Source organism: Aeromonas sp. 600479, assembly GCF_049175515.1.
Taxonomy (GTDB): domain Bacteria; phylum Pseudomonadota; class Gammaproteobacteria; order Enterobacterales; family Aeromonadaceae; genus Aeromonas; species Aeromonas veronii_A.
Window position 1 is genome coordinate 156,144 of record NZ_JAAKVF010000005.1, and the last position, 26,544, is coordinate 182,687.

The 26,544-nt window shown below is 60.5% G+C and carries 24 protein-coding genes and 1 riboswitch; of the genes, 13 read left to right on the plus strand and 11 right to left on the minus strand.

Annotation, left to right across the window (positions count from 1 at the left end; genetic code table 11):
* Window positions 1-11: 11 nt before the first annotated feature.
* The 6 genes from murP to G5149_RS08370 form a co-directional block, all read right to left on the minus strand.
* On the minus strand, window positions 12-1,466 hold the full coding sequence (gene murP, locus G5149_RS08345) for a PTS N-acetylmuramic acid transporter subunit IIBC (RefSeq protein ID WP_421212233.1): 1,455 nt from the start codon (window positions 1,464-1,466) through the stop codon (window positions 12-14).
* Between the two features lie 96 nt (window positions 1,467-1,562).
* Entirely contained in the window at window positions 1,563-2,459 is an 897-nt protein-coding gene (murQ, locus tag G5149_RS08350) for an N-acetylmuramic acid 6-phosphate etherase (RefSeq protein ID WP_216979610.1), read from the minus strand.
* A 263-nt stretch (window positions 2,460-2,722) separates the two neighbouring features.
* Complete coding sequence (locus G5149_RS08355; RefSeq protein ID WP_041209699.1) at window positions 2,723-2,926, minus strand: hypothetical protein; 204 nt, start codon at window positions 2,924-2,926, stop codon at window positions 2,723-2,725.
* 182 nt (window positions 2,927-3,108) lie between these two features.
* Entirely contained in the window at window positions 3,109-3,312 is a 204-nt protein-coding gene (locus tag G5149_RS08360) for a hypothetical protein (protein ID WP_005342922.1), read from the minus strand.
* A gap of 159 nt (window positions 3,313-3,471) precedes the next feature.
* A complete protein-coding gene (locus tag G5149_RS08365) occupies window positions 3,472-4,194 on the minus strand; it encodes a MarC family NAAT transporter (RefSeq protein ID WP_216979609.1) in 723 nt (240 codons plus the stop codon).
* A 144-nt stretch (window positions 4,195-4,338) separates the two neighbouring features.
* Window positions 4,339-5,658 carry an MFS transporter gene (locus G5149_RS08370; protein ID WP_421212234.1) on the minus strand — a complete coding sequence of 440 codons (1,320 nt, stop codon included), beginning with the start codon at window positions 5,656-5,658 and terminating at the stop codon, window positions 4,339-4,341.
* 166 nt (window positions 5,659-5,824) lie between these two features.
* On the opposite strand from G5149_RS08370, the gene G5149_RS08375 reads away from it, so the two are divergent.
* The gene (locus G5149_RS08375; protein WP_216951666.1) at window positions 5,825-6,499 is read left to right on the plus strand and encodes an adenine nucleotide alpha hydrolase; all 675 of its coding nucleotides are present in this window, start codon (window positions 5,825-5,827) and stop codon (window positions 6,497-6,499) included.
* 106 nt (window positions 6,500-6,605) lie between these two features.
* The gene (aphA, locus tag G5149_RS08380) at window positions 6,606-7,325 is read left to right on the plus strand and encodes an acid phosphatase AphA (protein WP_005348672.1); all 720 of its coding nucleotides are present in this window, start codon (window positions 6,606-6,608) and stop codon (window positions 7,323-7,325) included.
* Between the two features lie 72 nt (window positions 7,326-7,397).
* On the opposite strand, the gene G5149_RS08385 is transcribed toward aphA, so the two are convergent.
* Entirely contained in the window at window positions 7,398-7,664 is a 267-nt protein-coding gene (locus G5149_RS08385; RefSeq protein ID WP_005348674.1) for a hypothetical protein, read from the minus strand.
* 169 nt (window positions 7,665-7,833) lie between these two features.
* On the opposite strand from G5149_RS08385, the gene G5149_RS08390 reads away from it, so the two are divergent.
* Both G5149_RS08390 and G5149_RS08395 read left to right on the plus strand, forming a co-directional pair.
* On the plus strand, window positions 7,834-8,655 hold the full coding sequence (locus tag G5149_RS08390) for an HDOD domain-containing protein (protein ID WP_337073132.1): 822 nt from the start codon (window positions 7,834-7,836) through the stop codon (window positions 8,653-8,655).
* Window positions 8,656-8,783: 128 nt separating this feature from the next.
* Complete coding sequence (locus G5149_RS08395) at window positions 8,784-9,281, plus strand: GNAT family N-acetyltransferase (RefSeq protein WP_042081371.1); 498 nt, start codon at window positions 8,784-8,786, stop codon at window positions 9,279-9,281.
* Window positions 9,282-9,434: 153 nt separating this feature from the next.
* Here the strand turns inward: G5149_RS08395 and G5149_RS08400 are convergent, their stop codons facing one another.
* Together G5149_RS08400 and G5149_RS08405 are read right to left on the minus strand one after the other, a co-directional pair.
* A complete protein-coding gene (locus G5149_RS08400) occupies window positions 9,435-9,611 on the minus strand; it encodes a hypothetical protein (protein WP_005340085.1) in 177 nt (58 codons plus the stop codon).
* Between the two features lie 505 nt (window positions 9,612-10,116).
* Window positions 10,117-11,394 carry a cation:proton antiporter gene (locus tag G5149_RS08405; RefSeq protein ID WP_021231596.1) on the minus strand — a complete coding sequence of 426 codons (1,278 nt, stop codon included), beginning with the start codon at window positions 11,392-11,394 and terminating at the stop codon, window positions 10,117-10,119.
* 216 nt (window positions 11,395-11,610) lie between these two features.
* Here G5149_RS08405 and metH point away from each other — a divergent pair, with 216 nt between their 5' ends.
* Window positions 11,611-15,306, plus strand: coding sequence for a methionine synthase (gene metH, locus G5149_RS08410; RefSeq protein ID WP_421212259.1), 3,696 nt, complete (start codon window positions 11,611-11,613; stop codon window positions 15,304-15,306).
* Between the two features lie 231 nt (window positions 15,307-15,537).
* Window positions 15,538-16,434: a 30S ribosomal protein S6--L-glutamate ligase gene (gene rimK, locus G5149_RS08415; RefSeq protein WP_337073133.1), complete on the plus strand. Its 897-nt coding sequence runs from the start codon at window positions 15,538-15,540 to the stop codon at window positions 16,432-16,434.
* Between the two features lie 95 nt (window positions 16,435-16,529).
* On the opposite strand, the gene G5149_RS08420 is transcribed toward rimK, so the two are convergent.
* Both G5149_RS08420 and G5149_RS08425 read right to left on the minus strand, forming a co-directional pair.
* Window positions 16,530-17,774 carry a sensor histidine kinase gene (locus tag G5149_RS08420; protein ID WP_421212235.1) on the minus strand — a complete coding sequence of 415 codons (1,245 nt, stop codon included), beginning with the start codon at window positions 17,772-17,774 and terminating at the stop codon, window positions 16,530-16,532.
* Window positions 17,771-18,439 (minus strand): response regulator transcription factor, encoded by a 669-nt coding sequence (locus G5149_RS08425; protein ID WP_005342942.1) that lies wholly within the window; start codon window positions 18,437-18,439, stop codon window positions 17,771-17,773. The genes G5149_RS08420 and G5149_RS08425 overlap by 4 nt, the downstream gene beginning before the upstream one ends.
* An 88-nt stretch (window positions 18,440-18,527) precedes the next feature.
* On the opposite strand from G5149_RS08425, the gene G5149_RS08430 reads away from it, so the two are divergent.
* The 7 genes from G5149_RS08430 to thiS all read left to right on the plus strand — a co-directional run bounded on the left by G5149_RS08430 (window position 18,528) and on the right by thiS (window position 26,465).
* A complete protein-coding gene (locus G5149_RS08430; RefSeq protein ID WP_005340092.1) occupies window positions 18,528-18,950 on the plus strand; it encodes a hypothetical protein in 423 nt (140 codons plus the stop codon).
* An 86-nt stretch (window positions 18,951-19,036) separates the two neighbouring features.
* Window positions 19,037-19,522, plus strand: a complete 486-nt coding sequence (locus tag G5149_RS08435; protein ID WP_421212236.1) for a hypothetical protein — start codon at window positions 19,037-19,039, stop codon at window positions 19,520-19,522.
* 260 nt (window positions 19,523-19,782) lie between these two features.
* Window positions 19,783-21,246, plus strand: coding sequence for an aerolysin AerA (aerA, locus tag G5149_RS08440; protein ID WP_421212260.1), 1,464 nt, complete (start codon window positions 19,783-19,785; stop codon window positions 21,244-21,246).
* A gap of 252 nt (window positions 21,247-21,498) precedes the next feature.
* Window positions 21,499-21,611, plus strand: a riboswitch (TPP riboswitch).
* Window positions 21,612-21,891: 280 nt separating this feature from the next.
* The gene (thiC, locus tag G5149_RS08445) at window positions 21,892-23,883 is read left to right on the plus strand and encodes a phosphomethylpyrimidine synthase ThiC (RefSeq protein ID WP_421212237.1); all 1,992 of its coding nucleotides are present in this window, start codon (window positions 21,892-21,894) and stop codon (window positions 23,881-23,883) included.
* Window positions 23,880-25,496, plus strand: coding sequence for a thiamine phosphate synthase (gene thiE / locus G5149_RS08450; RefSeq protein WP_421212238.1), 1,617 nt, complete (start codon window positions 23,880-23,882; stop codon window positions 25,494-25,496). Before thiC ends, thiE begins: the two co-directional genes overlap by 4 nt.
* Window positions 25,486-26,262 (plus strand): HesA/MoeB/ThiF family protein, encoded by a 777-nt coding sequence (locus G5149_RS08455; protein ID WP_421212239.1) that lies wholly within the window; start codon window positions 25,486-25,488, stop codon window positions 26,260-26,262. Before thiE ends, G5149_RS08455 begins: the two co-directional genes overlap by 11 nt.
* Window positions 26,259-26,465 (plus strand): sulfur carrier protein ThiS, encoded by a 207-nt coding sequence (gene thiS / locus G5149_RS08460; RefSeq protein ID WP_421212240.1) that lies wholly within the window; start codon window positions 26,259-26,261, stop codon window positions 26,463-26,465. The genes G5149_RS08455 and thiS overlap by 4 nt, the downstream gene beginning before the upstream one ends.
* The last annotated feature ends 79 nt before the right edge of the window (window positions 26,466-26,544 follow it).

The following is a 26,544-nucleotide window of genomic DNA, read 5'->3' on the forward strand; positions in this document are numbered from 1 at the left end:
CGGAGGAGGGATTAACTCAGATCGACGTTCTTGCAGCCGAACATCAGGGTGAAGAGGTAGCCGCCGAGGTAGGCAACGGCGAGGCCGACCGCATAGACCATCATGCCGGGGAAGATCCCCTGGGCGGAGGTCATCAGCGGCAGGGCGACGATACCGGATGGTCCAAAGACGGTGTTGAGGCCGACCGGCAGACCCAGCCAGGAGATCAGGCCAACCACGAAGCCGCCCAGCGAACCACCGCAGCAGGCGGTGATAAAGGGTTTGACCCGCGGCAGGGTGACGCCGTAGATGAGCGGCTCACCGACACCCAGAATGCCTGGAATGATGGTGCCCTTCACCTGAGTGCGCAGTAGGGAATCCTTGCCTGCCCGGCTGTAGAGCGCCAGCGCTGCGCCTACCTGTCCGGCACCGGCCAGCGCCAGGATAGGAAACAGGGAGTTGAAGCCTTGGGCATCCATCAGCGCAAAGTAGACGGGAACGAACCCCTGGTGGATGCCAAACATCACCGAGATGAGGAACAGGCCAGCCAGAATAGCGGTACCGAACGGGTTGCCATTGAGGTTGATGAAGAGCCAGGACATGCCGTTATAGAGTTGCACGCCGAGGGGCATGATCAGGATAAAGGTGACAGCTCCCATGATCAGCAGGGTGATGCAGGAAGTGAGGATCATATCCAGACTGTCCGGCATGTAGCGGCGAACCTGGCGCTCAACCGAGGCGCCGATGATGCAGGCGATCAGCACGCCGATGATGTTGCCGCGGGGATCGATCTGATGCCCGAAGAAGTCGGTGATACCGGAGTAGATGCCGCTGCTGGCCTGAGGGTCATAACCCATGACAAACAGAGAGGCGATGATGGCACCGTTGACGCCGGAGCCACCAAACGCCTTCTGGGCGTTGTAGCCGATCAGGATGCTGAGGAAGCTGAACAGTCCCTTGCTGAAGAGCTTCATGTAGCCGACGAATTCGGCCAGCATGCCACCTGTCTGCTGTTCTTCCAGCAACAGGGTCTGTTCGATCAGGGTGGCACAGCCGAGCAGCAGACCCGCAGCGATAAAACCGGGGATCAGCGGAGTGAAAATGGTGGCAAACTTGGCCAGGAAGCGGTGCGCCGCACTGCTCTGCTTCTGCTTCAGCGCCTGCTTGTTGGCGGCGGCGATGTCGCCAAGATCCGCAGGTTGCGGGCGGGGGGCGGTGAGGATGCCAGCGTCCGTACTCAGCATACCGTTCATCATTTCGCAGGCGGTCTGGGCTTTGCCCGGACCAAGCACGATCTGGAACTGGTTGTCGCTTTCAATCACCCCCATCACCCCGGCGATCCGTTTGATAGTATCGCGATCGGCATGCAGGCTGTCCGCCAGGCTCAGCCGCAAGCGGGTCATGCAGTGGCCACAGTTGGTGATGTTATCCCGGCCGCCGATGGCCTGGATGATCTGGCCAATCATGGAATCAGTTATTTTTGCCATAAAGAACCCGGTCAGTCTGATGTGAGGGGGCGGATGCCCCCGCTTATGTTGTTATCCTGTCGCCATTGCTGGCGCGGCCAATGTGCGGTCGGCCGATTAATCTGTGCATTTGCTGATAAAGCCGCCGCTGCTTTTCAGCCGCTCTCGTGCTTCGCTGGCGGAGATATTGGCCAGGATCATTACGATGGCGGTCTTGCAGTGGCTATCTGCGGCGGCAAGAGCCTGCTCGGCCGTGCCACGGTCACATTCGGTTGCTTCCATGACGATGCGCTTCTGGCGTTCCACCAGTTTGGCGTTGGTCGCCTCCACATCTACCATCAGATTGCCGTAGACCTTGCCGGTGCGGATCATGGCACCGGTCGAGAGCATATTGAGGATCAGCTTCTGGGCTGTGCCCGCTTTCATGCGGGAGGAGCCGGTCACTATCTCGGGTCCGACCACGGCGACCATGCTTATGTCGGCCGCTTTGGCGAGCGGGCTGCCCGGGTTGCAGCTGATGCTGCACACTGTGGCACCCAGGCTCCTGGCATACTGCATGGCGCCCAGCACATAGGGGGTTCGCCCGCTGGCTGCGATGCCCACCAGCACGTCGTGGGCACTGAAGTGGATGTTTTTAAGATCGTTGGCACCGAGTTCTGCATCGTCTTCGGCATTCTCCACCGCCTGCAGTATGGCCTTGTGGCCCCCGGCAATCAGGCCGATGACCCGTTCGGCAGAGACACCGTAGGTGGGTGGGCATTCGCTGGCGTCCAGAATGCCGAGGCGCCCGGAGGTGCCTGCCCCGATGTAGATCAAGCGGCCGCCTTTGCCAAATGCCGCAGCAATAGCATCGACCGCCTTGGCGATCTCGGGTAGCAGTTGGCCTACAGCCACTGCTACGTGTTGATCTTCTTGATTGATGATCCGCAGCATATCCAGCGTCGGGAGCTGATCGATCTCGATGCTGGCTGGATTGCGGGTTTCAGTAATCATGCTTGATAGGTCAATGGTCATCGCTTCCTCTACTTCAGGTCGTCGCCATCCCCGGCGTACATCATCTTTCTTGATGCTGGCTATCATGCTCGATTTTTGATTTTTATTATGAGATCACTATCGCATAATTAATTATTCCGTTAATTTTTGTTTTTTGTAATTAAAATTCCTGAAGAGGCGTACAGGTACAAGAGCGAAGATGACAGGGGGATTGGCTAGCCTGCTTGATGGGCATGCAACAAAAAGCCCCGGTCAGTAGGCCGGGGCTTGCAGAATCATCGGTGTTAATTGACCGAGATGGCGCGGGCGTCGATGAAGTAACGGGCCTTGCCCTGTTTGTCGATCTGGATTTTGGCGAGCAGCCTCTCTTGCTGCCGGTGTTCCCACAGTTGTTCTATGTTGGCAAGGGCTGGATTGGCTATGCCGAGCACATTCAGGTATTCGTGAAACAGGCTATGACTGCCGATTTCGGTCAGCATCTTGGTCATATGGGCACTCTTCTGGAACAAGGGGGGCAGATACAAGATAGCCATGTCGAGCTGAATGAGTGCTGTACAAAAAACAGACAGGATTTTCGTGCAACAACAGCGATGCAGCGGGTCGGGGAGTATGGGAGCTCAGATTACAAAAAGCCCCGGTCAGTGGACCGGGGCTGGCTGGTTATTCGGTATCAGTTGATGGATATGGCGCGAGCATCGATGAAGTAACGGGCATTGCCCTGCTTATCGATCTGGATTTTGGCGACCAGCTGCTCCCGCTTTTTATATTCCCAGTGTTGCTCAATCTTGGCGAGGGATGGGCTCGCAATCCCAACCACGTTCAGGTACTCGTGAAACAGGCTATGGCTCCCTATTTCGGTCAGCATCTTGTCCATCTGCATACTCTCCTGAAGTTGAGTGGGTATTCATCAACAAACCTATCAGCGTCCGTCTGAATAAAGTCTGTATAAAAAACAAACTAACCCATTTTTGTGTCAGTAACATGATCAGGAACAAGATCAGTGCAGATCGTCAGGGACTTTTTGATACCGTTTTCAATCAGAGCTGGCGGGCTTTTGCGGCAACTGATCAAACGTGCCGGAAGCCTGCGGTAGCGCCGGTGCGGTTTGCATGGCCTGGCCGCCGTGGAAGACCGGATCCTGTGCCACTTCCTTGATGCCGTTTATGCAAAACTGCATACCCATGCAGACCAGCAGGAAGCCCATGATGCGGGTCATGGCATCGATGCCGGTGGCGCCAAGGATCTTGCAGACCGGATCCGCCAGCTTCAATACTCCCCAGCTGATCAGGCTCATCAGGGCAAATGCAGTGACCATGGCGCCATAGATAGTGAGGCGGTTGTACTCGTCAGGCAGCTCGGCAATCTGGGCTGCCCCGCTTATTACCAGCGCCATGGTGCCCGGCCCGCACATGCTGGGCATGGTGAGTGGTACGAAGGCGATGCTCTGGTTGATATCGACCCCGCTCTGCTGGCTGGGGGCGGGGAACAGCATGCGAAAGCCGATAAAGCCGATGATGAGCCCCCCGGCCAGGCGCAAACCTGGGATGGAGATCCCGAACAGATCCAGAATCGAAGATCCGATAAAGAAGGTGATGCAGAGGGTGCAGAACAGATAGATGGCCGCCATATTGACCTGACGGCGCACGTGTTCGCGCGACATCCCCTTGCTCAGCCCCAGCAACAGGGTGGCTGTGGTGGGGGGATTGACCATGGGCAGCAGCGCCAGCAAGGCGAGAAATACGACCTGAAAGAACATGTTGAGCCTCGGGTAGCAGGGATGAATGGAAATACCTTGATCCAGGTGGTCACCTGACTCAAGAGGGAGGCTATCTTATGCTGGCGAAACTGAACATAAGCAGTACAAAAAAGCCCCGGCAGTTACCGGGGCTTGTTGTTCGGGTCAGGCCGCTTGCGGCGCTTGCTGTTGTCGGATGGCCCGTTGCTGGAACCAGAGCCAGAGGCCGATGGCAAAACCCAGCACCGACAGACTCACCACATAGTGGGAGGGGGCAAGCATGTCGCTCTTCATCCAGAGGGTTACCGCCATCGGGGTGAGGCCGCCGAAGATGGCGTAGGCCACGTTGTAGGAGAACGACAGACCGGAGAAGCGCACCACCGGTGGGAAGGCGTTGACCATCACGTAAGGCACGGCACCGACAATCCCGACCGCAAAGCCCGCCAGCATGTAGAGCGGCACCAGCTGGCTCGTACCGGCCGCCAGACCGTGATAGAAGGCGTAGCTGGAGCCAGCCAGCAGCAGGGAGCCGAACATGAAGGTGAGACCGCTGCCCAGCAGGTCGATCAGTCGACCATAGACAATGCAGCCGAGGGTCAGGGCAACGATCGCCAGCGAGTTGGCGGTCAGGGCGTCGGCCGGGCTGATGCCATAAACCTTCTGCAGATAGGTGGGGGTCATCAGGATCACCACCACGATACCGGCGGAGAGCAGCCAGGTGAGCAGCATGGAGACCACCACGCTGCTCTTGTGGTTGCGCAGCACCGACTTGAGGGGCAGTTCGTCAGCCAGGGTCTTGTTGGCCTTCATCTCGGCGAAGACCGGGGTCTCGTGCAACCAGCGACGCAGGTACATGGCGACGATGCCGAAGATACCACCGAGCAGGAAGGGCACTCGCCAGCCCCACTCGCTCACTTCGGCCGGGGTCAGGTTCTTGTTGACCGCAGTCGCGATGAGGGAGCCGAGCAGGATGCCGGCCGTCAATCCCGCCGTGAGCGTGCCGCAGGCGACCCCGACCCGACGGGCAGGGACGTGCTCGGCGACAAACACCCATGCGCCCGGCACTTCACCGCCGATGGCGGCGCCTTGCAGGATCCGCAGTCCCAGCAGGGCGATGGGGGCGCCGATGCCGAGTACCGCATAAGTCGGCAACAGACCGATCAACAGGGTCGGCAGCGCCATCATGATGATGCTGAGGGTGAACATCCGCTTGCGACCGATGAGATCGCCAAAGTGGGCCATGATGATGCCGCCAAGCGGGCGGGCCAGATAACCGGCGGCGAAGATGCCGAAGGTCTGGAACTGGCGCAGCCACTCAGGAATGTCGGCCGGAAAGAACAGCTCGCCGATGACCACGGCGAAGAAGACGAAGATGATGAAGTCGTAAAACTCCAGCGCACCGCCGAGGGCAGCCAGACTCAGGGTTTTGTAATCCTGTCGATTGAGGGGGCGGGCGTGATCGTGTTGTTGTGTGCTTGTGGTCATATCCGTATGTTTCCCATCGGTTTTTTTAGTTATTGTCACCCCGTGCAAGGGGCATATACAGGTGATCGAGAGTATGCTGCCTGCCTCTTGTGTGTAAATCGCGCAATTCGCAACACTGTCTTGCATCTTTTTGGGGCAATCTGAATGCCCCGCTGGCGGAGGAATGATGGAAAAGAAACGGGTACTGCTCTCCTGGAGCAGCGGCAAGGATTGCGCATGGGCACTGCATCAGTTGCGGCAAGATCCCGCCATCGAGGTGGTGGGGCTGTTTACCACCCTCAATCAGGCATTCGAGCGGGTGGCGATGCACGGGGTGCGCAAGCAGCTGTTGACCGAGCAGGCCGCCTGCGTCGGGCTGCCCCTCACCACCATCGATCTGCCCTGGCCCTGCAGCAACGAGGATTACGCCCGCATCATGACCGGCTTTATCGCTGATGTGGTGGCACAGGGGATCCGCCATATGGCCTTTGGCGACTTGTTCCTCGAGGATGTGCGCGCCTACCGGGAGAAACAGTTGGCCGGTACCGGCATCGAGCCGCTCTTCCCGCTCTGGGGCAGCAACACCAGGGAGCTGGCGCAGCAGATGATGACGGTGGGGTTGAAGGCGAAGATCAGCACCCTGGATCCGAAAAAGCTGGATGGTGCGCTGGGGGGCCATGAGTTTGACGAGGCACTGCTGGCGGCGTTGCCGGAGGGCGTTGACCCATGTGGCGAGAACGGCGAGTTTCACACCCTGGCCTATGATGGCCCCATGTTCTCCCGTCCGCTCGGCATTCGGGTCGGCGAGACAGTGCTGCGTGATGGCTTTGTCTTTACCGATTTGCTGCCAATCAAGGATTAATTATCGGGCGTCAAATGCTCCCTTTTGCAGGAGTATTCACAGATTTGAGGGGCGGGATGGGGGCACTATTGGCCCCCTCTTTTGATTCAAGATGACAACCTGCCTTATGAAACATTTCTCTCGTCCGGCGCTGCTTGCCTCCTTGCTGGCTGCCGCCCTCTCTCTGCCTGCTGTGGCGGGTCAAGCCGCTACCGTTCAGCCAATCCCTGCCGGTGTCACCACCGTCACCTTGGCCCAGCAGGCGCCGATCCACTGGGTGTCGGTGGAGCAGATTGCCAAGAGTCTGGATGGCCTGCCGCCGATGGCGGTCGGGTTTGATATCGACGATACCCTGCTCTTCTCCAGCCCGGGCTTCTATCGCGGCAAACAGGAGTTCTCGCCCAACGACGAGAGCTATCTGAAGAACCCCGCCTTCTGGGAGAAGATGAACAATGGCTGGGATGCATTCAGCATGCCGAAAGAGGTGGGCAAGGCGCTCATCGCCATGCATCTCAAGCGCGGTGACCACATCTATTTCGTCACCGGCCGCTCGGCCACCAAGACCGAAACCGTGAGCCAGACCCTGCAGCAGACCATGAATATTCCGGCCGACCAGCTCAATCCGGTGATCTTTGCCGGTGATCAGCCGGGCCAGAACACCAAGGTGCAGTGGCTCAAGGATAAGCAGATGAAGCTCTTCTACGGCGACGCCGATGGGGATATCAAGGCGGCGCAGGAGGTCGGCATTCGCGGCATTCGTCTGCTGCGGGCCGCCAACTCCAGCTATCGGCCACTGCCGTTGGCAGGGGCGCTGGGGGAAGAGGTGATCATCAACTCCCAGTTCTGATCCGGAGCGGATCCATGCAAAAGGGCGGGGCCATTGGCACCCGCCCTTTTTGCATCCGTCATCCAGCTCGGGTCAGTCGTCTGCCCACGGCATCTCGGGCAGGCTGTCGAGGAACTCGCCGTAACGGGTCAGATTGAAGGGGCCCTGATCAGCCTCCATCGCCATCAGCTCGGCACCGAGGGCGCAGGCGATATATTGCAGCGCCTCTTCCCGCGGGGTGCCCTTCATCACCAGTCTCATCAAGGTAGCTTTCACGTGGGGCGGGTGACCGTCGTTGAGCTGGTTCTCCACCATCTCCAGCAGCGCGTCTTCGTCAAAAAATTCCTGAGTGTCGTTCATGGGATATCCGCAACAGTGAATGTGGCGGCCAGTATAGCCTGAATGGGGCTAACACATTGAACGGCCTGCGAATAAACAATCCGATGGGGAGGCCATTTGTTACCCATAATTAGGAGGAGTTTGCCAAGGCAAACAGGTTGGAACACAGATAACATGGATGGACACGCCTATGCCCACGATAGATTCCCTGCTGGCCGAGCCCAAGCTACTGCCCCAGATCCCGGAAGTGATGCGCGATTTGATCCAGACCTTCAATGAAAAGGATCCGGATCTGCTCAAGATCAGCAAGTTGATCAACAAGGACCCTGTCATCTCCGCCAAGTTGCTGCGGCTGGCCAACTCGGCCAAATTCGGCAGCAGTCGTCAGATCGGCACCGTCAATGAAGCCGCGGTGCGGCTGGGGTTGGCGATGGTGCGCAACATGGTGCTGGCCTGCGGGCTCACCGAATCGGTCACTGCGGTGCCCGGTATTGACCTCAAACATTTCTGGGGCAGCGTGTTCAACGTGGCGGAGCTGGCCCGCCGTCTGGCGGTGAAGAAAGGGATGAAGGGAGATGAGGTTTTTACCTGCGCTCTGCTGCACGATCTTGGCCGGCTGGTGATGCACGTGGGGCTGCCTGAAAACACTGTCCACCACATTCACGATCTGGAGCTGCACAAGGGGCGGGCCAAGGCAGAAGAGCTGGTGGTTGGCTTCAACTATGCCCAGGTCGGGGCGGCCATGGCTCGTTACTGGAAGTTTCCCGATACCATCAGCAATGCGGTGGAGTATCACTACAATCCCATGCTGGCCAAGGTATTTTCCGCCGAGGCCGGGTTGATCCATCTGGCGATCGTGCTGGCTGCGCAATCTGATGTGGGGGAAGAGGCGCCCCCCGAGTGGCCCCACAAGGTGGCTGATGCACTGGGGCTGAGTTGGGCCGATTGCGCAGCTCAGTTCACTGCACTGCGCGAGCAGGGTAATGGCTACGCCGGGTTACTGGCTGCCTGAGCCCGTTTATCCCATCTCATCAGGGGCCAACGCGGCCCCTTTTTCATGGCCGATGGTGCCACAGACTTGCCAGCCCGGGAGTGACGGGGCACTCTTTGCCCTTCACTTTCCGTTTGAGAGTCCTTGCCATGATTGCCTCCTCCCGCCTGATCCTGCGCGAAATGATCGCCACCGATGCCCCCTTCATCCTTGAGCTGCTCAATGACGGCGACTTTTATCGCTACATCGGTGATCGGGGCATTCGCACTTTGGAGCAGGCGCAGGAGTATATCCAGCAGGGGCCGGCGGTTAGCTATGCCCGTTATGGTCACGGGCTCTATCTGGTGGAGCGCAAAGAGGACGGTGTCAGCCTCGGTATCTGCGGTTTGATCAAGCGCGATACCCTGGAGCAGGTCGATATCGGTTATGCCTTCCTGCCGCAATATCGCGGTCAGGGCTACGCCATTGAAGCGGCGCAGGCCGCCCTTGCCGATGGCAAAAGCCGGTTGGGGATCGGGCAGGTAGTTGCCATCGTCACTCCGGGCAACGAGCGTTCCATCGGCCTGTTGGCCAAGCTGGGGTTGGTGCGCAGTCGACTGGTCAAGTTGAGCGAAGATGCCGATGAGTGCCTGCTGCTGGAGCAGTGATCAAGGTCAGAGAGCGGGAAAGCGAATGGCGAGGTGGCTGTCAGGCTGAGTGACAAGCAAGAGGCCGGGTCTGGCGAAAGGCGTGAGAGAAGCAAAGAGGCCGCCGTGAGTTGCGGCCTGTCTGCATCGGGCGCTGCCGGAGGGCAGGCAGGATCAGTTGAGGTCTTCGATGGAGAACTCGCCAGCGATACCATCACAGGAGATGGCGAAACCGCCGCTGAAGCGGGTGCTGAACTGGATCAGAAACGCATCATTGTCGTGCTCTTGCACAGGCAGGTTGATGGGCTTGCTACGACGCAGGGGCTTGTGTGTTTGTACTGCTTTCATCATGGTATTTCTCTATATAAATTAGGTGTTTGCTCCTTGTATTGGCAAATGTCAGGTCAATGGGCGCGGTCGATTGGGTGAACGACAAGCGCGCAGGAATACCCAGCCCGGTTAAGGGGCGTCTGCACTTTCAAGGAATATGCTGATGCATAAATCAAATTGGGTGGGCAGATCGGGTCTGCACCGTGAGAGCCGGGCAACGCAGGCAGACAGCCTGACGGTTCTCAAGGCGAGTAAATCAGAAGAAGGTTATGCGGGTACTGACAGGATTCATCGTGAGGTGAAGCATTGCAGGGCAAACATAAACAGGCTGATTAACTAGCCGACGCGCATTCTCTCCTCGAAATGAATAAAAAGCAAACAATAATTTGCCGATGTTGAAGCCAGTATGCTTTTCCTCTGTGTAATCAAGGTGCTATCAGCAGCAAATATTCGCAACTATCCGCCATAAAAAGAGGGCTCCCGACGGGAGCCCTCTCTCATTCTGCAATCAGCACAGTGGGCCGACTCAGTAGTCGCCACAGGCCTTCTTGGCAGCCGTGATCATCGGGGTGATGGTCATGCCTTGCACCACGATGGAGAACATCACCACCGAGTAGGTCATCACCAGGATGACCTGACGCAGGTCGACGCCGTGTTCCGGGATCATCATTACGCCGGAGGGGAGTGCCAGTGCCATCGCCATGGCCAGACCACCGCGCAGGCCACCCCAGGTGAGGATCCGCACCGAGAAGGTGTTGTAATTGCGGAATCGGCGGAAAGCCACATAGGGCAGCGACACGCTGATAAAGCGGGCGCCCAGGCAGAGCGGCACCGCAATGACCAGCAGGATCCAGTCACGCCAGGCGAGATCCAGCAGTACCAGCGCCAGACCGATCAGCAGGAACAGCAGGGCGTTGAGGAACTGGTCCATCAACTCCCAGAAGTGATCCAGGTGATGGCTGCTCTGCTCGGAGAAGCCGGAGTGACGGGTCCAGTTGCCGATCATGATGCCGGTGACCACCATGGCCAGTGCGCCGGAGACGCCGATCATGTTGGCAAAGGCAAAACCGGCGGTCGGGATGCAGAGGGTCAGCAGCAGCTCCAATGAACCGTCATCGGTGGCGCTGATCATCACGTGGGCGATAAGGCCCAGCACGGCGCCGAACAGAATGCCGCCGAGGGCCTCGTGCAGGAACAGACCGGCCACGCTACCGAAGGTGGGCTCGACACCACCAAAGGCGACGGCAAACACGGTAGCGAAGATGACGAGGCCAACACCGTCGTTGAACAGGGATTCCCCTTCGATCTGGATGGCGATCTGGGGTGGCGCCTTCATCTTCTTGACGATGGCCAGTACGGCAATCGGGTCAGTGGGGGAGATCAGCGCGCCGAACAGCATGCAGTAGACCAGCGGCAACTCCCAGCCCAGCAGCTTGGCGATAAACCAGAAGCCGTAGCCGATGAGGAAGGTGGAGAGCAGGGTGGCAATGATGGCCAGAATGGTGATCTCCCACTTCTGGCTACGCAGCGCCTTGAGGTTGATGCCGAGGCCACCGGCGAACAGCAGGAAGCCCAGAATCCCCTTCAGCAGGAAGTTCTGGAAGTCGATGCTCTCCATGGTCTTGACGGCAAGAGGTTCCAGATTGAACCAGCCCAGTTTGCCAAACAGCACCAGCAGTGCGGAGATCAGCATGGAGCCCGCAGTAATGGCGATGGTGGTCTGGATCTTCACAACATACTGGTTGGCAAAGGCGATAAAAATCGCCAACGCTGCCAGAAAACAGAGTGTGTAGTAGACGCTCATAGTTATTTTTTTCTCGTTGGTAGACAGCAAGCACGTATCCCTATGCAGGACGGGCATAGGTTACTCTCGGGCCCTATGTTACTCATTACCCATAAATGAGTATATGGTGGCGTATTTGGACTGATAGACGGCTAGATTTCCATTTTATTTGTTTGCTGTTAGGATGCTGTTTACGCAGTTGCATGGATGTAAGAGGAACACGCGGTGTCGAACGTAATGTCGAGCAGAGAGCCGAGCAAGCAGTCGGACGTAACAAAGAAGCTGGAAGCCTGCCTCAGGGAGCGGATCCTGATCATCGACGGGGCCATGGGCACCATGATCCAGGGCTACAAGCTGGGGGAGGCGGATTATCGGGGTGAGCGGTTTGCCGACTGGCATACCGACATCAAGGGCAACAACGACCTGCTGGTGCTGACTCGTCCGGCGGTGATCCGCGAGATCCACGAGCAGTATTGCGCTGCCGGGGCCGACATTCTCGAGACCAACACCTTCAACGCCACTCGCATCGCCATGGCCGATTACGAGATGGAAGAGTTTTCCGCCGAGATCAACCGTGAAGCCGCCCGTCTGGCCCGCACCGTGGCGGACGAGTGGACGGCAAAAGATCCCGCCAAGCCGCGCTTCGTGGCAGGGGTGTTGGGCCCCACCAACCGCACTGCCTCCATCTCGCCGGATGTGAACGATCCCGGCAAGCGCAACGTCACCTATGACCAGCTGGTGGCTGCCTACACCGAATCGACCCACGCCCTGATCGAGGGCGGCGCCGACATCATCCTGATCGAGACCATCTTCGACACCCTCAACGCCAAGGCTGCCGCCTTCGCGGTGGAAGGGGTGTTCGAGGCGCTGGGCTACAGCCTGCCGGTGATGATCTCCGGCACCATTACCGATGCCTCAGGCCGAACCCTCTCCGGCCAGACCACCGAAGCCTTCTACCACTCGCTGCGCCACGTCAAACCGGTATCGTTTGGCCTCAACTGTGCGTTGGGGCCGGACGAGCTTCGCCAGTATGTGGAGGAGCTGTCGCGCATCAGCGAGACCCATGTCAGCGCCCATCCCAACGCGGGCCTGCCCAATGCGTTTGGCGAGTACGACCTCGATGCCGTCGAGATGGCTGAGCATATCCGCGAGTGGGCCCAGAGCGGCTTCCTCAACATGGTCGGCGGTTGCTGCGGCACCACCCCGACCCATATTCGCGCCATGGCGGACGCCGTGGCGGGCATCAAGCCGCGCGTGCTGCCCGAGCTGCCGGTGGCCTGCCGCCTGTCGGGCCTCGAGCCGCTGATCATCACCCCTGAATCCATGTTCGTGAACGTGGGGGAGCGCACCAACGTCACCGGTTCGGCCAAGTTCAAGCGGCTGATCAAGGAAGGGCTCTACGACGAGGCCCTCGATGTTGCCAAGCAGCAAGTAGAGAACGGCGCCCAGATCATCGACATCAACATGGACGAGGGGATGCTGGACGCCGAAGCGGCCATGGTGCGCTTCCTGAACCTCATCGCCGGTGAGCCGGATATCGCCCGGGTGCCTGTGATGATCGACTCCTCCAAGTGGGAGGTGCTGGAAGCGGGCCTCAAGTGCGTGCAGGGCAAGCCGGTGGTCAACTCCATCTCCATGAAAGAGGGGGAGGAGAAGTTTATCCAGCAGGCGAAACTGCTGCGCCGCTACGGCGCAGCCGTCATCGTGATGGCGTTCGATGAGGCGGGGCAGGCGGATACCCGTGCCCGCAAGTTCGAGATCTGCCAGCGGGCCTACCGGCTCCTGGTGGATCAGGTCGGTTTCCCGCCGGAAGACATCATCTTCGACCCCAATATCTTCGCGGTAGCGACCGGCATCGATGAGCACAACAACTACGCGGTGGACTTTATCGAGGCGGTGAAGGACATCAAGACGCACCTGCCCCACGCCATGATCTCCGGCGGCGTCTCCAACGTCTCGTTTTCGTTTCGCGGCAACGAGCCGGTGCGCGAAGCCATTCACGCCGTCTTCCTCTACCACGCCATCAAGAACGGCATGGACATGGGGATCGTCAACGCCGGTCAGCTCGCCATCTATGAAGACATTCCGGCGGAGCTGAAAGAGAAGGTCGAGGCGGTGGTGCTCAACCTCAATGACAATGCCACCGAAGAGCTGCTGGCCATCGCCGAGAAGTATCGCGGTGCCGGTGCCCAGGCTGAGGATCCGCGGGATCAGGAGTGGCGCAGCTGGCCGGTAGGCAAGCGGCTGGAGCACGCACTGGTCAAGGGGATCACCGACTTTATCGAAGAGGATACCGAAGAGGCACGCGCTGGCGCCGAGAAGCCGCTGCACGTCATCGAAGGGCCGTTGATGGATGGCATGAACGTGGTCGGCGACCTGTTCGGCGCGGGCAAGATGTTCCTGCCGCAGGTGGTGAAATCGGCGCGGGTGATGAAGCGGGCGGTGGCCTATCTGCAGCCCTATATCGAGGCGGAAAAGTCGGGTGGCTCCAGCAATGGCAAAATCGTGCTGGCGACCGTGAAAGGGGATGTGCACGACATCGGCAAGAACATCGTCGGGGTGGTGCTGCAGTGCAACAACTTCGAGATTGTCGACCTCGGGGTAATGGTCTCCTGCGAGACCATTCTCAAGACTGCGCGTGAGGTCGGCGCCGATATCATCGGGTTGTCGGGTCTCATCACCCCGTCCCTGGACGAGATGGTGCACGTGGCCAAAGAGATGGAGCGTCAGGGCTTCAAGCTGCCGCTGCTGATCGGCGGTGCCACCACCTCCAAGGCCCACACTGCGGTGAAGATCGAGCAGAACTACTCGGAGCCTGTGGTCTATGTCTCCAATGCCTCCCGCGCGGTGGGGGTGGCCCAGAGCCTGCTCAGCCCGGATCTCAAGGAGGCGTTTGTCGCCCGCATCGACAAGGAGTACGAGATCGCCCGGGATCAGCATGCCCGCAAGCAGCCGCGCTCCCGCCCGGTCAGTCTGGCCCATGCCCGCGCCAACCGGCACCAGCTGGATTGGGTTGGCTACCAGCCGCCCAAGCCCCGTGAGCTCGGGGTGCAGAAGTTCGAAGATGTGGCCATTTCGGTGCTGCGCCCCTACATCGACTGGACGCCGTTCTTCCTCAGCTGGGAGCTGGCGGGCAAGTATCCGCGCATCCTCGAGGACGAGATCATTGGCGAGGAGGCGACCAAGCTGTTTGCCGACGCCAACGCCATGCTGGATCAACTGGAAAAGGATCAGAGTGTGCGCTGCGCCGGGGTGATCGGCCTGTTCCCGGCCAACGCGGTAGGGGACAGCATCGAGGTCTACTGCGACGAGTCCCGCACCGAGGTCATCAAGGTGTTGCACCACCTGCGCCAGCAGAGCGAGAAGCAGGGCTTCCCCAACTACTGTCTGGCGGACTATGTGGCGCCGAAAGAGAGCGGCAAGCCCGACTGGATCGGCGCATTTGCAGTGACCGGCGGCATCGGTGAGGAGGCCATCGCCAAGGCCTACAAGGCGCAGCACGACGACTACAACGCCATCCTTATTCAGGCGGTGTGCGACCGTCTGGCCGAAGCCTTTGCCGAGTATCTGCACGAGCAGGTGCGCAAGGTTCATTGGGGTTATGCTCCCGACGAGGCCCTCAGCAACGAGGAGCTGATCCGCGAGAACTATCAGGGTATCCGCCCGGCCCCCGGTTATCCGGCCTGCCCGGAGCACACCGAGAAGGGGAGCATCTGGGAGTTGCTGGATGTCGAGCAGGCCATTGGCATGCAGCTCACCGAATCCTACGCCATGTGGCCGGGGGCGGCGGTGTCCGGCTGGTACTTCTCTCATCCCGAGAGCAAATACTTCGCAGTGGCGCAGATCCAGCAAGATCAGGTGGAAGATTACGCCGTTCGCAAGGGGATGACGCTGGCAGAGGCCGAGCGCTGGTTGGGGCCAAACCTGAACTGACTCCCGCGTGACATCGGTTGATTTTTAACGAGAAACGGCGGCATCCTTGCACGGGTTGAACAACCTGCGCAGAGCCGCCGTTTAACCTGTTGGTCACAGTGACAGGGTAGAGTGCGGTTTGGCGTGGTTTGTCTTGTTGTCAGGATAAACAATTGGCGTTGTCTTGGCGCTGTGGCACCTTATACTCTCCCGCCCCATCCTGCCCAGGCACAGCCTTCTAGCGGAATTGTCATGAAGATCGCCATTTTATCCCGTGAGCCGAAAAACTACTCCACCCGCCGTCTGGTCGAGGTGGCACAGGCGCGCGGTCATCAGGTAGAGGTGCTCGACACCCTGCGCTGCTATATGAATATCGCTTCCCACAACCCTTCCATTCACTACGAGGGTGGGGAGCTGGGAAGTTATGACGCCGTGATCCCGCGGATCGGGGCCAGCATTACCGCCTACGGCACCGCCGTGCTGCGTCAGTTCGAGATGATGAATACCATGTCCCTCAACAGCTCGGTGGCCATCAGTCGTTCCCGCGACAAGCTGCGGGCGATGCAACTGCTCTCCCGCCACGGTATCGGCCTGCCCATCACCGGCTATGCCCACAGCACCCACGATGTGCCCGACCTCATCACCATGGTGGGCGGGGCACCGCTGGTGGTGAAACTGCTGGAGGGAACCCAGGGGATTGGCGTGGTGCTGTGCGAGACCCAGAAAGCCGCCGAGAGCGTGATCGAAGCCTTTATCCAGACCAACAACAACATTCTGGTGCAGGAGTATATCCGCGAGGCCAATGGCGCCGATATCCGCTGTCTGGTGGTCAACGGCAAGGTGGTTGCCGCCATGCGCCGCCAGGCCCAGCCGGGGGAGTTTCGCTCCAACCTGCACCGTGGCGGCACCGCCGAGGCGATCAAGATCACTCCGGAAGAGCGCGCAACCGCGGTGCAGGCCGCCAAGATCATGGGGCTGGATGTAGCGGGGGTCGATATCCTGCGCAGCGCCCGTGGCCCGCTGGTGCTGGAGGTCAACTCCTCCCCCGGCCTGCAAGGGGTGGAAGCCGCCTCCGGCAAGGATGTGGCCGGCAAGATCATCGAGTTCCTCGAACTCAAGGCGAGCCGCAAGAATAAACCGGCGGAGTGAGCCTAACGCTTGCATCCATCAGATAGAAACAGGGCGCCCTCGGGCGCCTTGTTGCTATCTGGCTGGTGGGTTGGCGGTGCCACTGCGCCCTCACCCTAATCCTCTCCCAAAGGGAGAGGGAACTGTTCGGCAGTGATCATCGCCAGCCTTGCGCTGAATACGCCATTCTCGAGCCGGGTGTCGATCTGCCAGCCCAGCTTCTCGCAGATGCGCTGGATGATGGTGAGGCCACAGCCGTAGCCGAGGATCTGATCCGGCGCCGCTGCCGTCGGGTTGCTGATGGTGAGCACCGGGCCGCACAGCTCGATGTCGATATGTCCCTCGGCATAGCTCAGGGCATTTTTCAGCAGGTTGCCGAGGGCGATGGCGAGCAGGGAGAGGGGGGCATTTACTTCGCTGCTCTCGTCCAGATTAAGCCGGATATCGAGGGCCTCCCGCTGCAACAGCGGGGCGAGGCGGGCCAGCTCCTGACGGATCAGCGGGGTGACCTGTTGCAGCGGTCGCTCCACTGCCTCCTTGCGGCCCAGTAGCAGGAAGGTCTCGGTGAGCAGCGCCATCTCGTCGGCGGCGGCGCGGATGCGGGTGGTGGCGCGGGCGGCCGGTGCGGGCAGATCCGTCACCTTGCCGAGCAGGGCCGCCGAGCCCTGGATCACCATGTTGGGGGTGCGCAGCTCGTGGCTGGCGAAGCGGCTGAACTCCTGCTCGCGGGCGAACACTGCGCTCACCTCCTGCTTGCCGGCCAGCAGCGCCAGCTCGATATCCCGCAGCTCCTGCCAGGGGGCGTCGGGCTCGAAATCCGCCTGATCCGGGGTGAGGTGGGCGACTCTCTGTTGCAGCCGTTGCAGCGGCCCTGTGATGTGGCGTACCAGCCAGATGCCGAAGCCGAGGCAGCCCAGCAGCAGCGCCAGCCCGATCAGCCGGGTCGCCAGATGCAGCTTGTCTTCGTAGGGGTCGAGGTAGTCGTCGGCGTCGTCGTTGAAGACCAGATAGAGCAGTCCCTCGCCGGAGGGGTGACGGGCCACCAGAAAGTGTTTGTCCTCCTTGCCCAGCTGGTGCTCGAAAAAGCCGGGAGTCTGATAGGGCTTCAACCACTTAGGCAAGCGGCCCGCCTCGGTCCAGTAGCTGGAGAACTGTCTGGGGCTCGGAGCCGCCGCAGCCGGGCCGAGTCGCAGCCAGTCATCGCTGTAGCGGGTCACTTCCGCCTCCAGCCAGTGGCGCAGGCTCAGCTCCTCCATCTTGTCTTCGGCCACCAGCATCAGGCCGGAGAGCAGGATCAGCAGCACCACCCCGGCGCCGCCGAGCGCCATGATCAGGCGGCGGCGCAGGCTCGGCAGGCTCATGCGCTCACCAGTCGATAGCCCTGACCGTGCAGGGTCTCCAGCATGGGAGTGGGGAAGGGTTTGTCGAGCGCGTTGCGCAGGGCATAGATATGGCTGCGCAGGGCATCGGAGTCGGGCTCCTCATCCCCCCAGACGGTGTCGAGTACCTCCTGACGGCTGACGATGGCGGGGGCGCGGCGGGCCAGCAGGGCGAGGATTTGGAACGGGATCTTGCCGAGCTTGAGGGGCTCACCGGCGCGGGTGGCGCGGCCGCTGGCGACATCGACCGTCAGCTCGCCAAAGCTGATGGCACCCACATCGCCGCGCGGGCCGCGCAGGCTGAGGGCTTGCAGCCGTACCTCCAGCTCCTCCATGGCGAACGGCTTGACCAGATAGTCATCCCCTCCAGCCTTGAAGCCTGCCAGCTTGTCCTCCAGGCTGTCGCGGGCGGTGAGAAACAGCACCGGAGTGGCAATCCCCTGCTCGCGCAGGCGAGCCACCGTGCTGAGGCCATCGAGGCGCGGCATCATCACATCCATGATGATGACGTCAAAACGCTGCTCCTCCAGCAGTTGCAGCGCCGCCTGACCGTGATAGGCACAATCGAGGCGGTGACCGGCCAGCTCCAGATAATCCATGATGGTTTCCGCCACCTGAGGATTGTCTTCCACTACCAAAATCTTCATGCTTTGCTCTCCTGGTTGGCGAGCGTTTCACGCTCTTTTCACACCGGATTCGGCATCCTGTTTGCCAGTGTAACCCCGAGGATCCCTGATGAAGAAGTCTCTCTGCGCCCTCCTGTTGCTGATCTTGTTGCCACTTGGCACCGCACAGGCGACCGAATTCAAACTGACCGGCCGCACCACCTGGCAGCTTGGCCAGTTGATGGTCAACGGCATGCCGTTCGTGATCGACGACCAGACCCGCTTCAAGGATTGGCTCAACGAGGATGATCTCGGCGGTACCTGGGTCGAGATGAAGGGGGTGGTGGAGAACGGCGTGCGCTATGTGCGCAAGGTCGAAGCCCTCGACGAAGATGACAAGGACGAGATGGATCTGGAGGGGCCGGTGGAAGGGGGGCGGATCTGGGGCTACACCACTTCGGATAACAGTCTGGCGCCGTTTGAAGGGCGCTGGCTTGAGCTGGAGTGCAAGTTTGACGGCATGCGCCTGAGCCGCTGCCGCGAGGATGACTGATCCGATCTCTGCGTTCCGATTAGAAATGCTCCCGAATGAAGCCCATGCTTGTCCAGCATGGGCTTTTTGTTCAGGGACGAACGAAGATGGAACAATCGAGAAAGTGGTGTGCATGGATGCTGGGTGTGCCGCTCTGGGCGGTGCAGGCGGGAGCCGACGAGCTGTGGCTGGTGGAGCTGGAGCACAGCGACGGCATCCGCCTGCAATTTCAGGGGGCCGAGGTGGAGCAGGGCAGTGCCGCCGTCTGGCGGCAGGGGGAGATTTGGCCGCAGCCACTCAAACCCGGCGACCAGCTCGCTCTGCTGGTGGCTGATGGCGTTGCCACCCGGATTGAGCTGCTGGCCGCCAGAGCCCCGCTGGCCAATCAGCCCTGGCAGCGGGCGCAAGATCGCCTGCAATCCTTTGATGATCGGCAGCTCACGCTGGCTACCCTGGGCATTGTGCCACTCAATCCGCAGGTGCGCTGGGTCAACGGTTCGGCCGCCGATCTGCATGCCGGGAGCGAGCTGGTATTGATCAGTTCGGCGGATGGAATATTGCAGGGAATTGAAGTGATCAATCCGGAAGAGTAATTCAGCATCTTCTTATTTAATATAGTTTCACCATATTGTGGCAGCCATTAAATAATGACTGTCACAATATTTATGATTTATTCCTCAATAAAGTCATCACTCTAATTATTTTCTTATACCACCATTATTTTGTTTGTCATGGATGTTTTTTGGTGGTTTATTTTATTGGTGTCAGGTTTTTTCGGAGTCCATACCTGTCAAATGAAAAAGGATATTTCTACACAATAACAATTATCGTATGTCTGAAAGAGGGATAAATGATGAATAGAATAATTACCGCCAATCTGGCGTTTTTGGCGTCTTCATTGATGCTCGCTCAGGTGCAGGCGGCTGAACCTGTCTACCCTGATCAGGTCAAGTGGGCGGGCATTGGCACGGGCGTCTGTGCCAGTGGTTACCGTCCTCTGACCCGCGATGAAGCCATGAGTATCAAGGGTAATCTGGTCAGCCGCATGGGGCAGTGGCAGATCACCGGGCTGGCGGATCGCTGGGTGATTATGGGGCCGGGATATAATGGCGAAATCAAACAGGGCACTGCCGGAGAAACCTGGTGTTATCCCAACTCACCGGTTTCAGGAGAAATACCAACACTCTCTGACTGGAATATTCCGGCGGGTGATGAGGTCGATGTGCAATGGCGGCTTGTCCACGACAATGATTATTTTATCAAACCAGTCAGCTATCTCGCTCATTATTTGGGATACGCCTGGGTGGGTGGAAATCATAGCCCCTATGTCGGGGAAGATATGGATGTTACCCGGGTTGGCGATGGCTGGTTGATAAAGGGAAATAATGACGGCGGCTGCTCCGGATATCGTTGCGGGGAAAAGAGCTCCATCAAGGTAAGCAACTTCTCATATACCCTGGAACCCGACTCCTTCAGCCATGGCCAGGTCACCGAGAGCGGCAAGCAGCTGGTGAAGACCATCACGGCCAATGCGACCAACTACACCGACCTGCCCCAGCAGGTGGTGGTGACCCTGAAGTACGACAAGGCCACCAACTGGTCGAAGACCGACACCTACAGCCTGAGCGAGAAGGTGACCACCAAGAACAAGTTTCAGTGGCCGCTGGTGGGGGAAACCGAACTGGCTATCGAGATCGCTGCGAGCCAGAGCTGGGTCTCCCAGAAAGGGGGCTCGACGACCGAGACCGTCTCGGTTGAAGCGCGCCCCACGGTGCCGCCTCACTCCAGCCTGCCGGTGCGGGTTGCCCTCTACAAGTCCAATATCTCCTACCCCTACGAGTTCAAGGCCGAGGTCAATTATGACCTGACCATGAAGGGCTTCCTGCGTTGGGGCGGCAATGCCTGGTATACCCATCCGGAGAATCGTCCGACCTGGGAGCACACCTTTGCTGTCGGCCCGTTCCGCGACAAGGCGAGCAGCATCCGTTACCAGTGGGACAAGCGTTATATCCCGGGTGAAGTGAAGTGGTGGGACTGGAACTGGACCATCAGCGAGTATGGTTTGTCGACCATGCAGAATAACCTGGGTCGTGTGCTGCGCCCGATCCGTTCGGCAGTGACCGGTGACTTCTATGCCGAGAGCCAGTTTGCCGGCGATATCGAAATCGGTCAGCCCCAGACCCGTTCCGCAAAGGCTGCCCAGCTGCGCAGTGCCTCTGCCGATGAGGTGGCGCTTACCGGTGTGGATCTGGACAGCGAGGCCCTTGCCAACGAAGGATTTGGCAATGTATCCCTGACCATAGTTCCGGTTCAATAACCTCCCTCACAGGCCCCTTTCATAGGGGCCTGTTTCTGTTTGCCCTGCGCCCCTCGATTTTCCCTCTTTTTCTCCTCTTGTCCCTGAATGATCACAGCGGGAACCTGTGGCGTGCCAAGGTGATGCCAACGCAGGTTTGACCTTTGTTTGGGGTGGCCCCGTGAGCGAGGCATCGTTCACTCATTTGTTGAAAGAGGCGTGTTGGCCAGATTGTTAACGGCTTGTGCTTTAAATTTTCCCCCTTATACTGGCGCCATCTTGTCGGAGTGCTGACCGTCGAACGACGCGAAGCTGAGACCGTTAATTCGGGATCCGTGGAACCTGATCAGGTTAAAACCTGCGAAGGGAACAAGGGTAACTTGCGGGTTACCGCGCCGGAGGAGGAACAAGCCTCTTCCGCTCATCGAAGGGATCACCCTTGATGGGTCAGGGCGCACAGGAGGGAGTCTGTCCCGTCCGGTTTTCCAGCACGTGGGGCGCCTTGCCCACAGCGTGCAGAGAGCGGGAAGGGGCAGTACAGCAGCGCGGAGATCTATCCCGCGCGCACTCCCTCCCGAGATAAACACCCCGCCGCAAGTTCATCTTCTCCTCGAACTCCAGACAAGCAAACACCCATAACTTCAACCAGTTAATGTGAGTTTTGCTATGTCTACTTCTGTATCTGATACCACCAAATCCAGCCGCCGCGAGCAGCGCTCCAGCGCCCAGGCCTTTATCGACAGCCTCAAGGGGATGGCTCATCCCAACTCCCGTCGCATTTTTATCGAAGGCTCCCGCTCCGATATTCGTGTTCCCCTGCGGGAGATCCAGCTGGCCGACACCTTCGTCGGCGGCACCAAAGAAGATCCCAAGTTCGAACCCAACGAACCGATCCCGGTCTACGACACTTCTGGCCGTTACGGGGAGGAGGGGGTTGCCATCGACGTGCGCCGTGGCCTGCCGCGCCTGCGGGAGAACTGGGTGCTGGAGCGTGATGACACCGACGAACTGCCGGGGCTCAGCTCCACCTTCACTCAGGAGCGGCTGGCCGACGAGGGGCTGGATCACCTGCGCTTCGAGCATCTGCCGAAACCGCGCCGTGCCAAGCCGGGCCGCCGGGTCACCCAGCTCCACTACGCCCGTGCCGGTATCGTTACTCCCGAGATGGAATTTATCGCCATTCGCGAGAACATGGGTCGCGAGCGGGTGCGCTCAGAGCTCCTGCGTACCCAGCATCCGGGCCGCGATTTCGGTGCCCGCCTGCCGGAAAATATCACCCCCGAATTTGTCCGTGATGAGGTGGCCGCCGGTCGCGCCATTATCCCCAGCAACATCAACCACCCGGAAGCGGAGCCGATGATCATCGGCCGCAATTTTCTGGTGAAGATCAACGCCAACATCGGCAACTCGGCGGTCACCTCCAGCATCGAAGAGGAGGTGGAGAAGCTGGTCTGGTCGACCCGCTGGGGCGCGGACACAGTGATGGATCTCTCCACCGGCCGCTATATCCACGAGACCCGCGAGTGGATCCTGCGCAACAGCCCGGTGCCCATCGGTACCGTGCCCATCTATCAGGCGCTGGAGAAGACCAACGGCATCGCCGAAGACCTCACCTGGGAGCTGTTCCGCGACACCCTGCTGGAGCAGGCCGAGCAGGGGGTGGACTATTTCACCATCCATGCCGGCGTCCTGCTGCGCTTTGTGCCGATGACCGCCAAACGCCTCACCGGCATCGTGTCGCGCGGCGGCAGCATCATGGCCAAGTGGTGCCTCTCCCACCACAAGGAGAACTTCCTCTACCAGCATTTTCGCGAGATCTGCGAGATCTGCGCCGCCTATGACGTGGCCCTGTCGCTGGGCGACGGTCTGCGCCCCGGCTCCGTCTATGACGCCAACGACGAGGCCCAGTTCGCCGAGCTGCGCACCCTGGGCGAGCTGACCAAAATCGCGTGGGAGTACGACGTGCAGGTGATGATCGAGGGGCCGGGTCACGTGCCGATGCACATGATCGAGCGCAACATGACCGAGCAGTTGGAGCATTGCCACGAGGCGCCTTTCTATACGCTAGGCCCGCTCACTACCGACATCGCACCGGGTTACGATCACTTCACCTCCGGCATCGGTGCCGCTCTCATCGGCTGGTACGGCTGCGCCATGCTCTGCTACGTGACCCCCAAGGAGCATCTGGGGCTGCCGAACAAGGAGGATGTGAAACAGGGGCTGATTACCTACAAGATCGCCGCCCACGCCGCCGATCTGGCCAAGGGTCATCCTGGTGCCCAGATCCGCGACAACGCCATGTCCAAGGCGCGCTTCGAGTTCCGCTGGGAGGATCAGTTCAATCTGGCCCTCGACCCCGACACTGCCCGCGCCTATCACGACGAGACCCTACCGCAGGAGTCCGGCAAGGTGGCTCACTTCTGCTCCATGTGCGGGCCCAAGTTCTGCTCCATGAAGATCACCCAGGACGTGCGTGACTATGCGGCGAAGCTTGAAGCCGTTGAGATCAAGCTGGTCGGCATGGATGGCCAGCAGGAGCAGGTAGTGGCTCAGGTGGAGAGCGGCATGGCCCGCATGGCCGAGACCTTCAAGGAGACCGGCGGCGAGATCTACCATCAGGCGGCGGCGCTGAAACAGGCCGCAGGGGAGGAGGCGTGAGCAGCGCAAGCGGGGCTGTCAGCCCCGCCGATCTGCCGCCCGTGACCGACTCGCGTCCTGTGGTCTGGACGATAGCGGGATCCGACTCCGGCGGCGGTGCCGGTATTCAGGCCGACTTGCACACATTGTATGACCTTGGCGTGCACGGTTGCTCGGTTATCTCCGCCATCACAGCCCAGAACTCGGTGGCGGTGAAGATGGTTGACCCTGTGCTGATGCAGACCTTCACCGCCCAGATCGACGCCCTCGGCGTCGATCTGCCGCCCGCCGCCATCAAGATCGGCCTGCTGCCGACCCGGCTCCATGTGGAGGTGCTGGCCCGCCGACTGGCGGCTACCCCGGCCCCCTTCGTGGTCTACGACCCGGTGGCCATTGCCAGCACCGGCACCCCGATGGCGGAGCCCAATATGCTGGAGGCGGTGCGCGAGCAGCTGTTGCCACGTCTGTCGCTCATCACCCCCAACGGCCCCGAATTGGAAGCCCTGACCGGACTGCCGGTCAGCAGCCCCGAACTGGTGCGCCTCGCCGCCCGCCGCCTGCGCGAACTCGGCGCCCGCGCCGTGCTGGTCAAGGGGGGCCATCTGGAGTGGAGCGGCGATCTCTGCCTCGACTACTACCAGGATGAGACCCGCGAATTCTGGCTGGCGGCGCCGCGCCTGAATACCCGCCACGGCCACGGCACCGGCTGCTGCTACGCCAGCGCCATCGCCGCCGTGGTGGCGCAGGATTATCCGGTAGAGGACGCCATCACCCTCGCTCGTGCTTACCTGCAACAGGGGCTGGCGGCGGCGCAGGGAGTGGGGGCAGGCCCGGGCCCCATCGCCCATCTTGGCTGGCCAGCCGATCTTGCCCACTTCCCCCGTGCCGTGCTGGCAGGGTCTACCCTCGATCGCCGCTTCGGATTGTATGAGACAAGCAGTGCCCGCCTGCCGCAGGGTCCCTTTGCCGCAACCGAACACAACCTCGGCCTCTATCCGGTGGTCGATTCGGTCAAGTGGCTGCGTCGCCTGCTGGGGCAGGGGGTCAAGACCATCCAGCTGCGGATCAAGAATCTGCCCGCCGCTCAGGTAGTACCGGCCATTAGTGATGCGGTTGAGCTTGGTCGCCGCCACGGGGCGCGGCTCTTTATCAACGACTACTGGCAGCAGGCCATCGAGGCGGGCGCCTGGGGCGTGCATCTGGGGCAGGAGGATATGGAGACCGCCGATCTCGCCGCCATTCAGGCGGCCGGGCTGCGTCTTGGCATCTCCACCCACGGCTACTTCGAGCTGATGCGAGCCCGCGAGCTGGCCCCCTCCTATATGGCGCTCGGCCATATCTTCCCGACCAACACCAAGGCGATGCCTTCGCGCCCGCAGGGGCTGGTGCGGCTGCACCGCTACCGCGCCCTGATGTGCGACTGGCCGACGGTGGCCATCGGCGGCATCAGCGAGGAGCGGGTGGCGGCGGTCAAGGGGAGTGGGGTCGGCAGTATCGCGCTGGTCTCGGCTATCACTGCCAGCGACGACTGGCAGGGGGCGACCGAGCGGCTGCTTGCTGCTGTGGGGGGGGGGGATGAGCCGCGCTCGGCGCAGCTTATGACCGACATGCAGGAGGCGGCCCATGCTCTCTGATGTTGAGTATTTGCGATACGGCCGCCAGCTGATGCTGGCGGAAGTGGGTGAAGAAGGGCAGGCACGGCTCAGGGATAAATCCGTGCTGATCGTCGGCCTCGGGGGGCTCGGCTCGCCGCTCGCCCTCTATCTCGCCGGGGCCGGGGTGGGCACCTTGTGGCTGGCCGATGGCGATACGGTCGATTCCAGCAATCTGCCGCGCCAGATCCTGTTCGATAGCGAGGCAGTCAACCACTCCAAGGCGGAGCTGGCCCGCGAGCGCTTGGCGGCCCACAACCCGCTGGTGGAGCTGATCGCCATCAACCAGCGGCTCGATGCCGCCAGCCTGCCGGAGTTTGTGGCCGAGGTAGATCTGGTGATCGACTGCTGCGACAACCTCGCCACCCGCCAGGCCATCAACGCCGCCTGCGTGGCTCAGGGCAAGCCCTGGATCTCCGCCGCCGCAGTGGGTTGGCAGGGGCAGCTGATGGCGCGCACCAGCACGGATCACGCCTGCTACGCCTGCCTCTATCCGCTGGATACCAAGCTCGCCCAGAGCTGCGAGACCAGCGGCGTCACCGGTCCGCTGGTCGGGGTGATGGGCTCTTTGCAGGCGCTGGAGGCACTGAAACTGCTGCTCGGGATGCCGAGCCTGGTCGCTGGCACATTGCGCCGCTTCGATGCCCTGACCCATCAGTGGCAGACCCTCACTCTGGCTCCCGATCCCGATTGCCCGGTTTGCGGGCAGCGCCGATGCCCGACACACGATAAGGAGATCACCCCATGACCCTCACCATCCGACTCAACGATAAAGCCCAGTCGCTGACGGCAGGGCAGAGCGTGGCCGACCTGTTGGCGGCGCAAGACGTTAATCCACAGGGGGTGGCGGTGGCCCTCAACGGCGCCGTGCTGCCCCGAGGCCGCTGGGTCGAGACCCGTCTCAATGACGGGGACGAACTTCACCTCTTTACCGCCATTGCAGGAGGCTGATCCATGATGCTTGCGTTCCCAACTTCGAGTGCTCTGCCTTGCGGCGAAACTTCATCTCTTCTTACCACTGTGGCGGGAG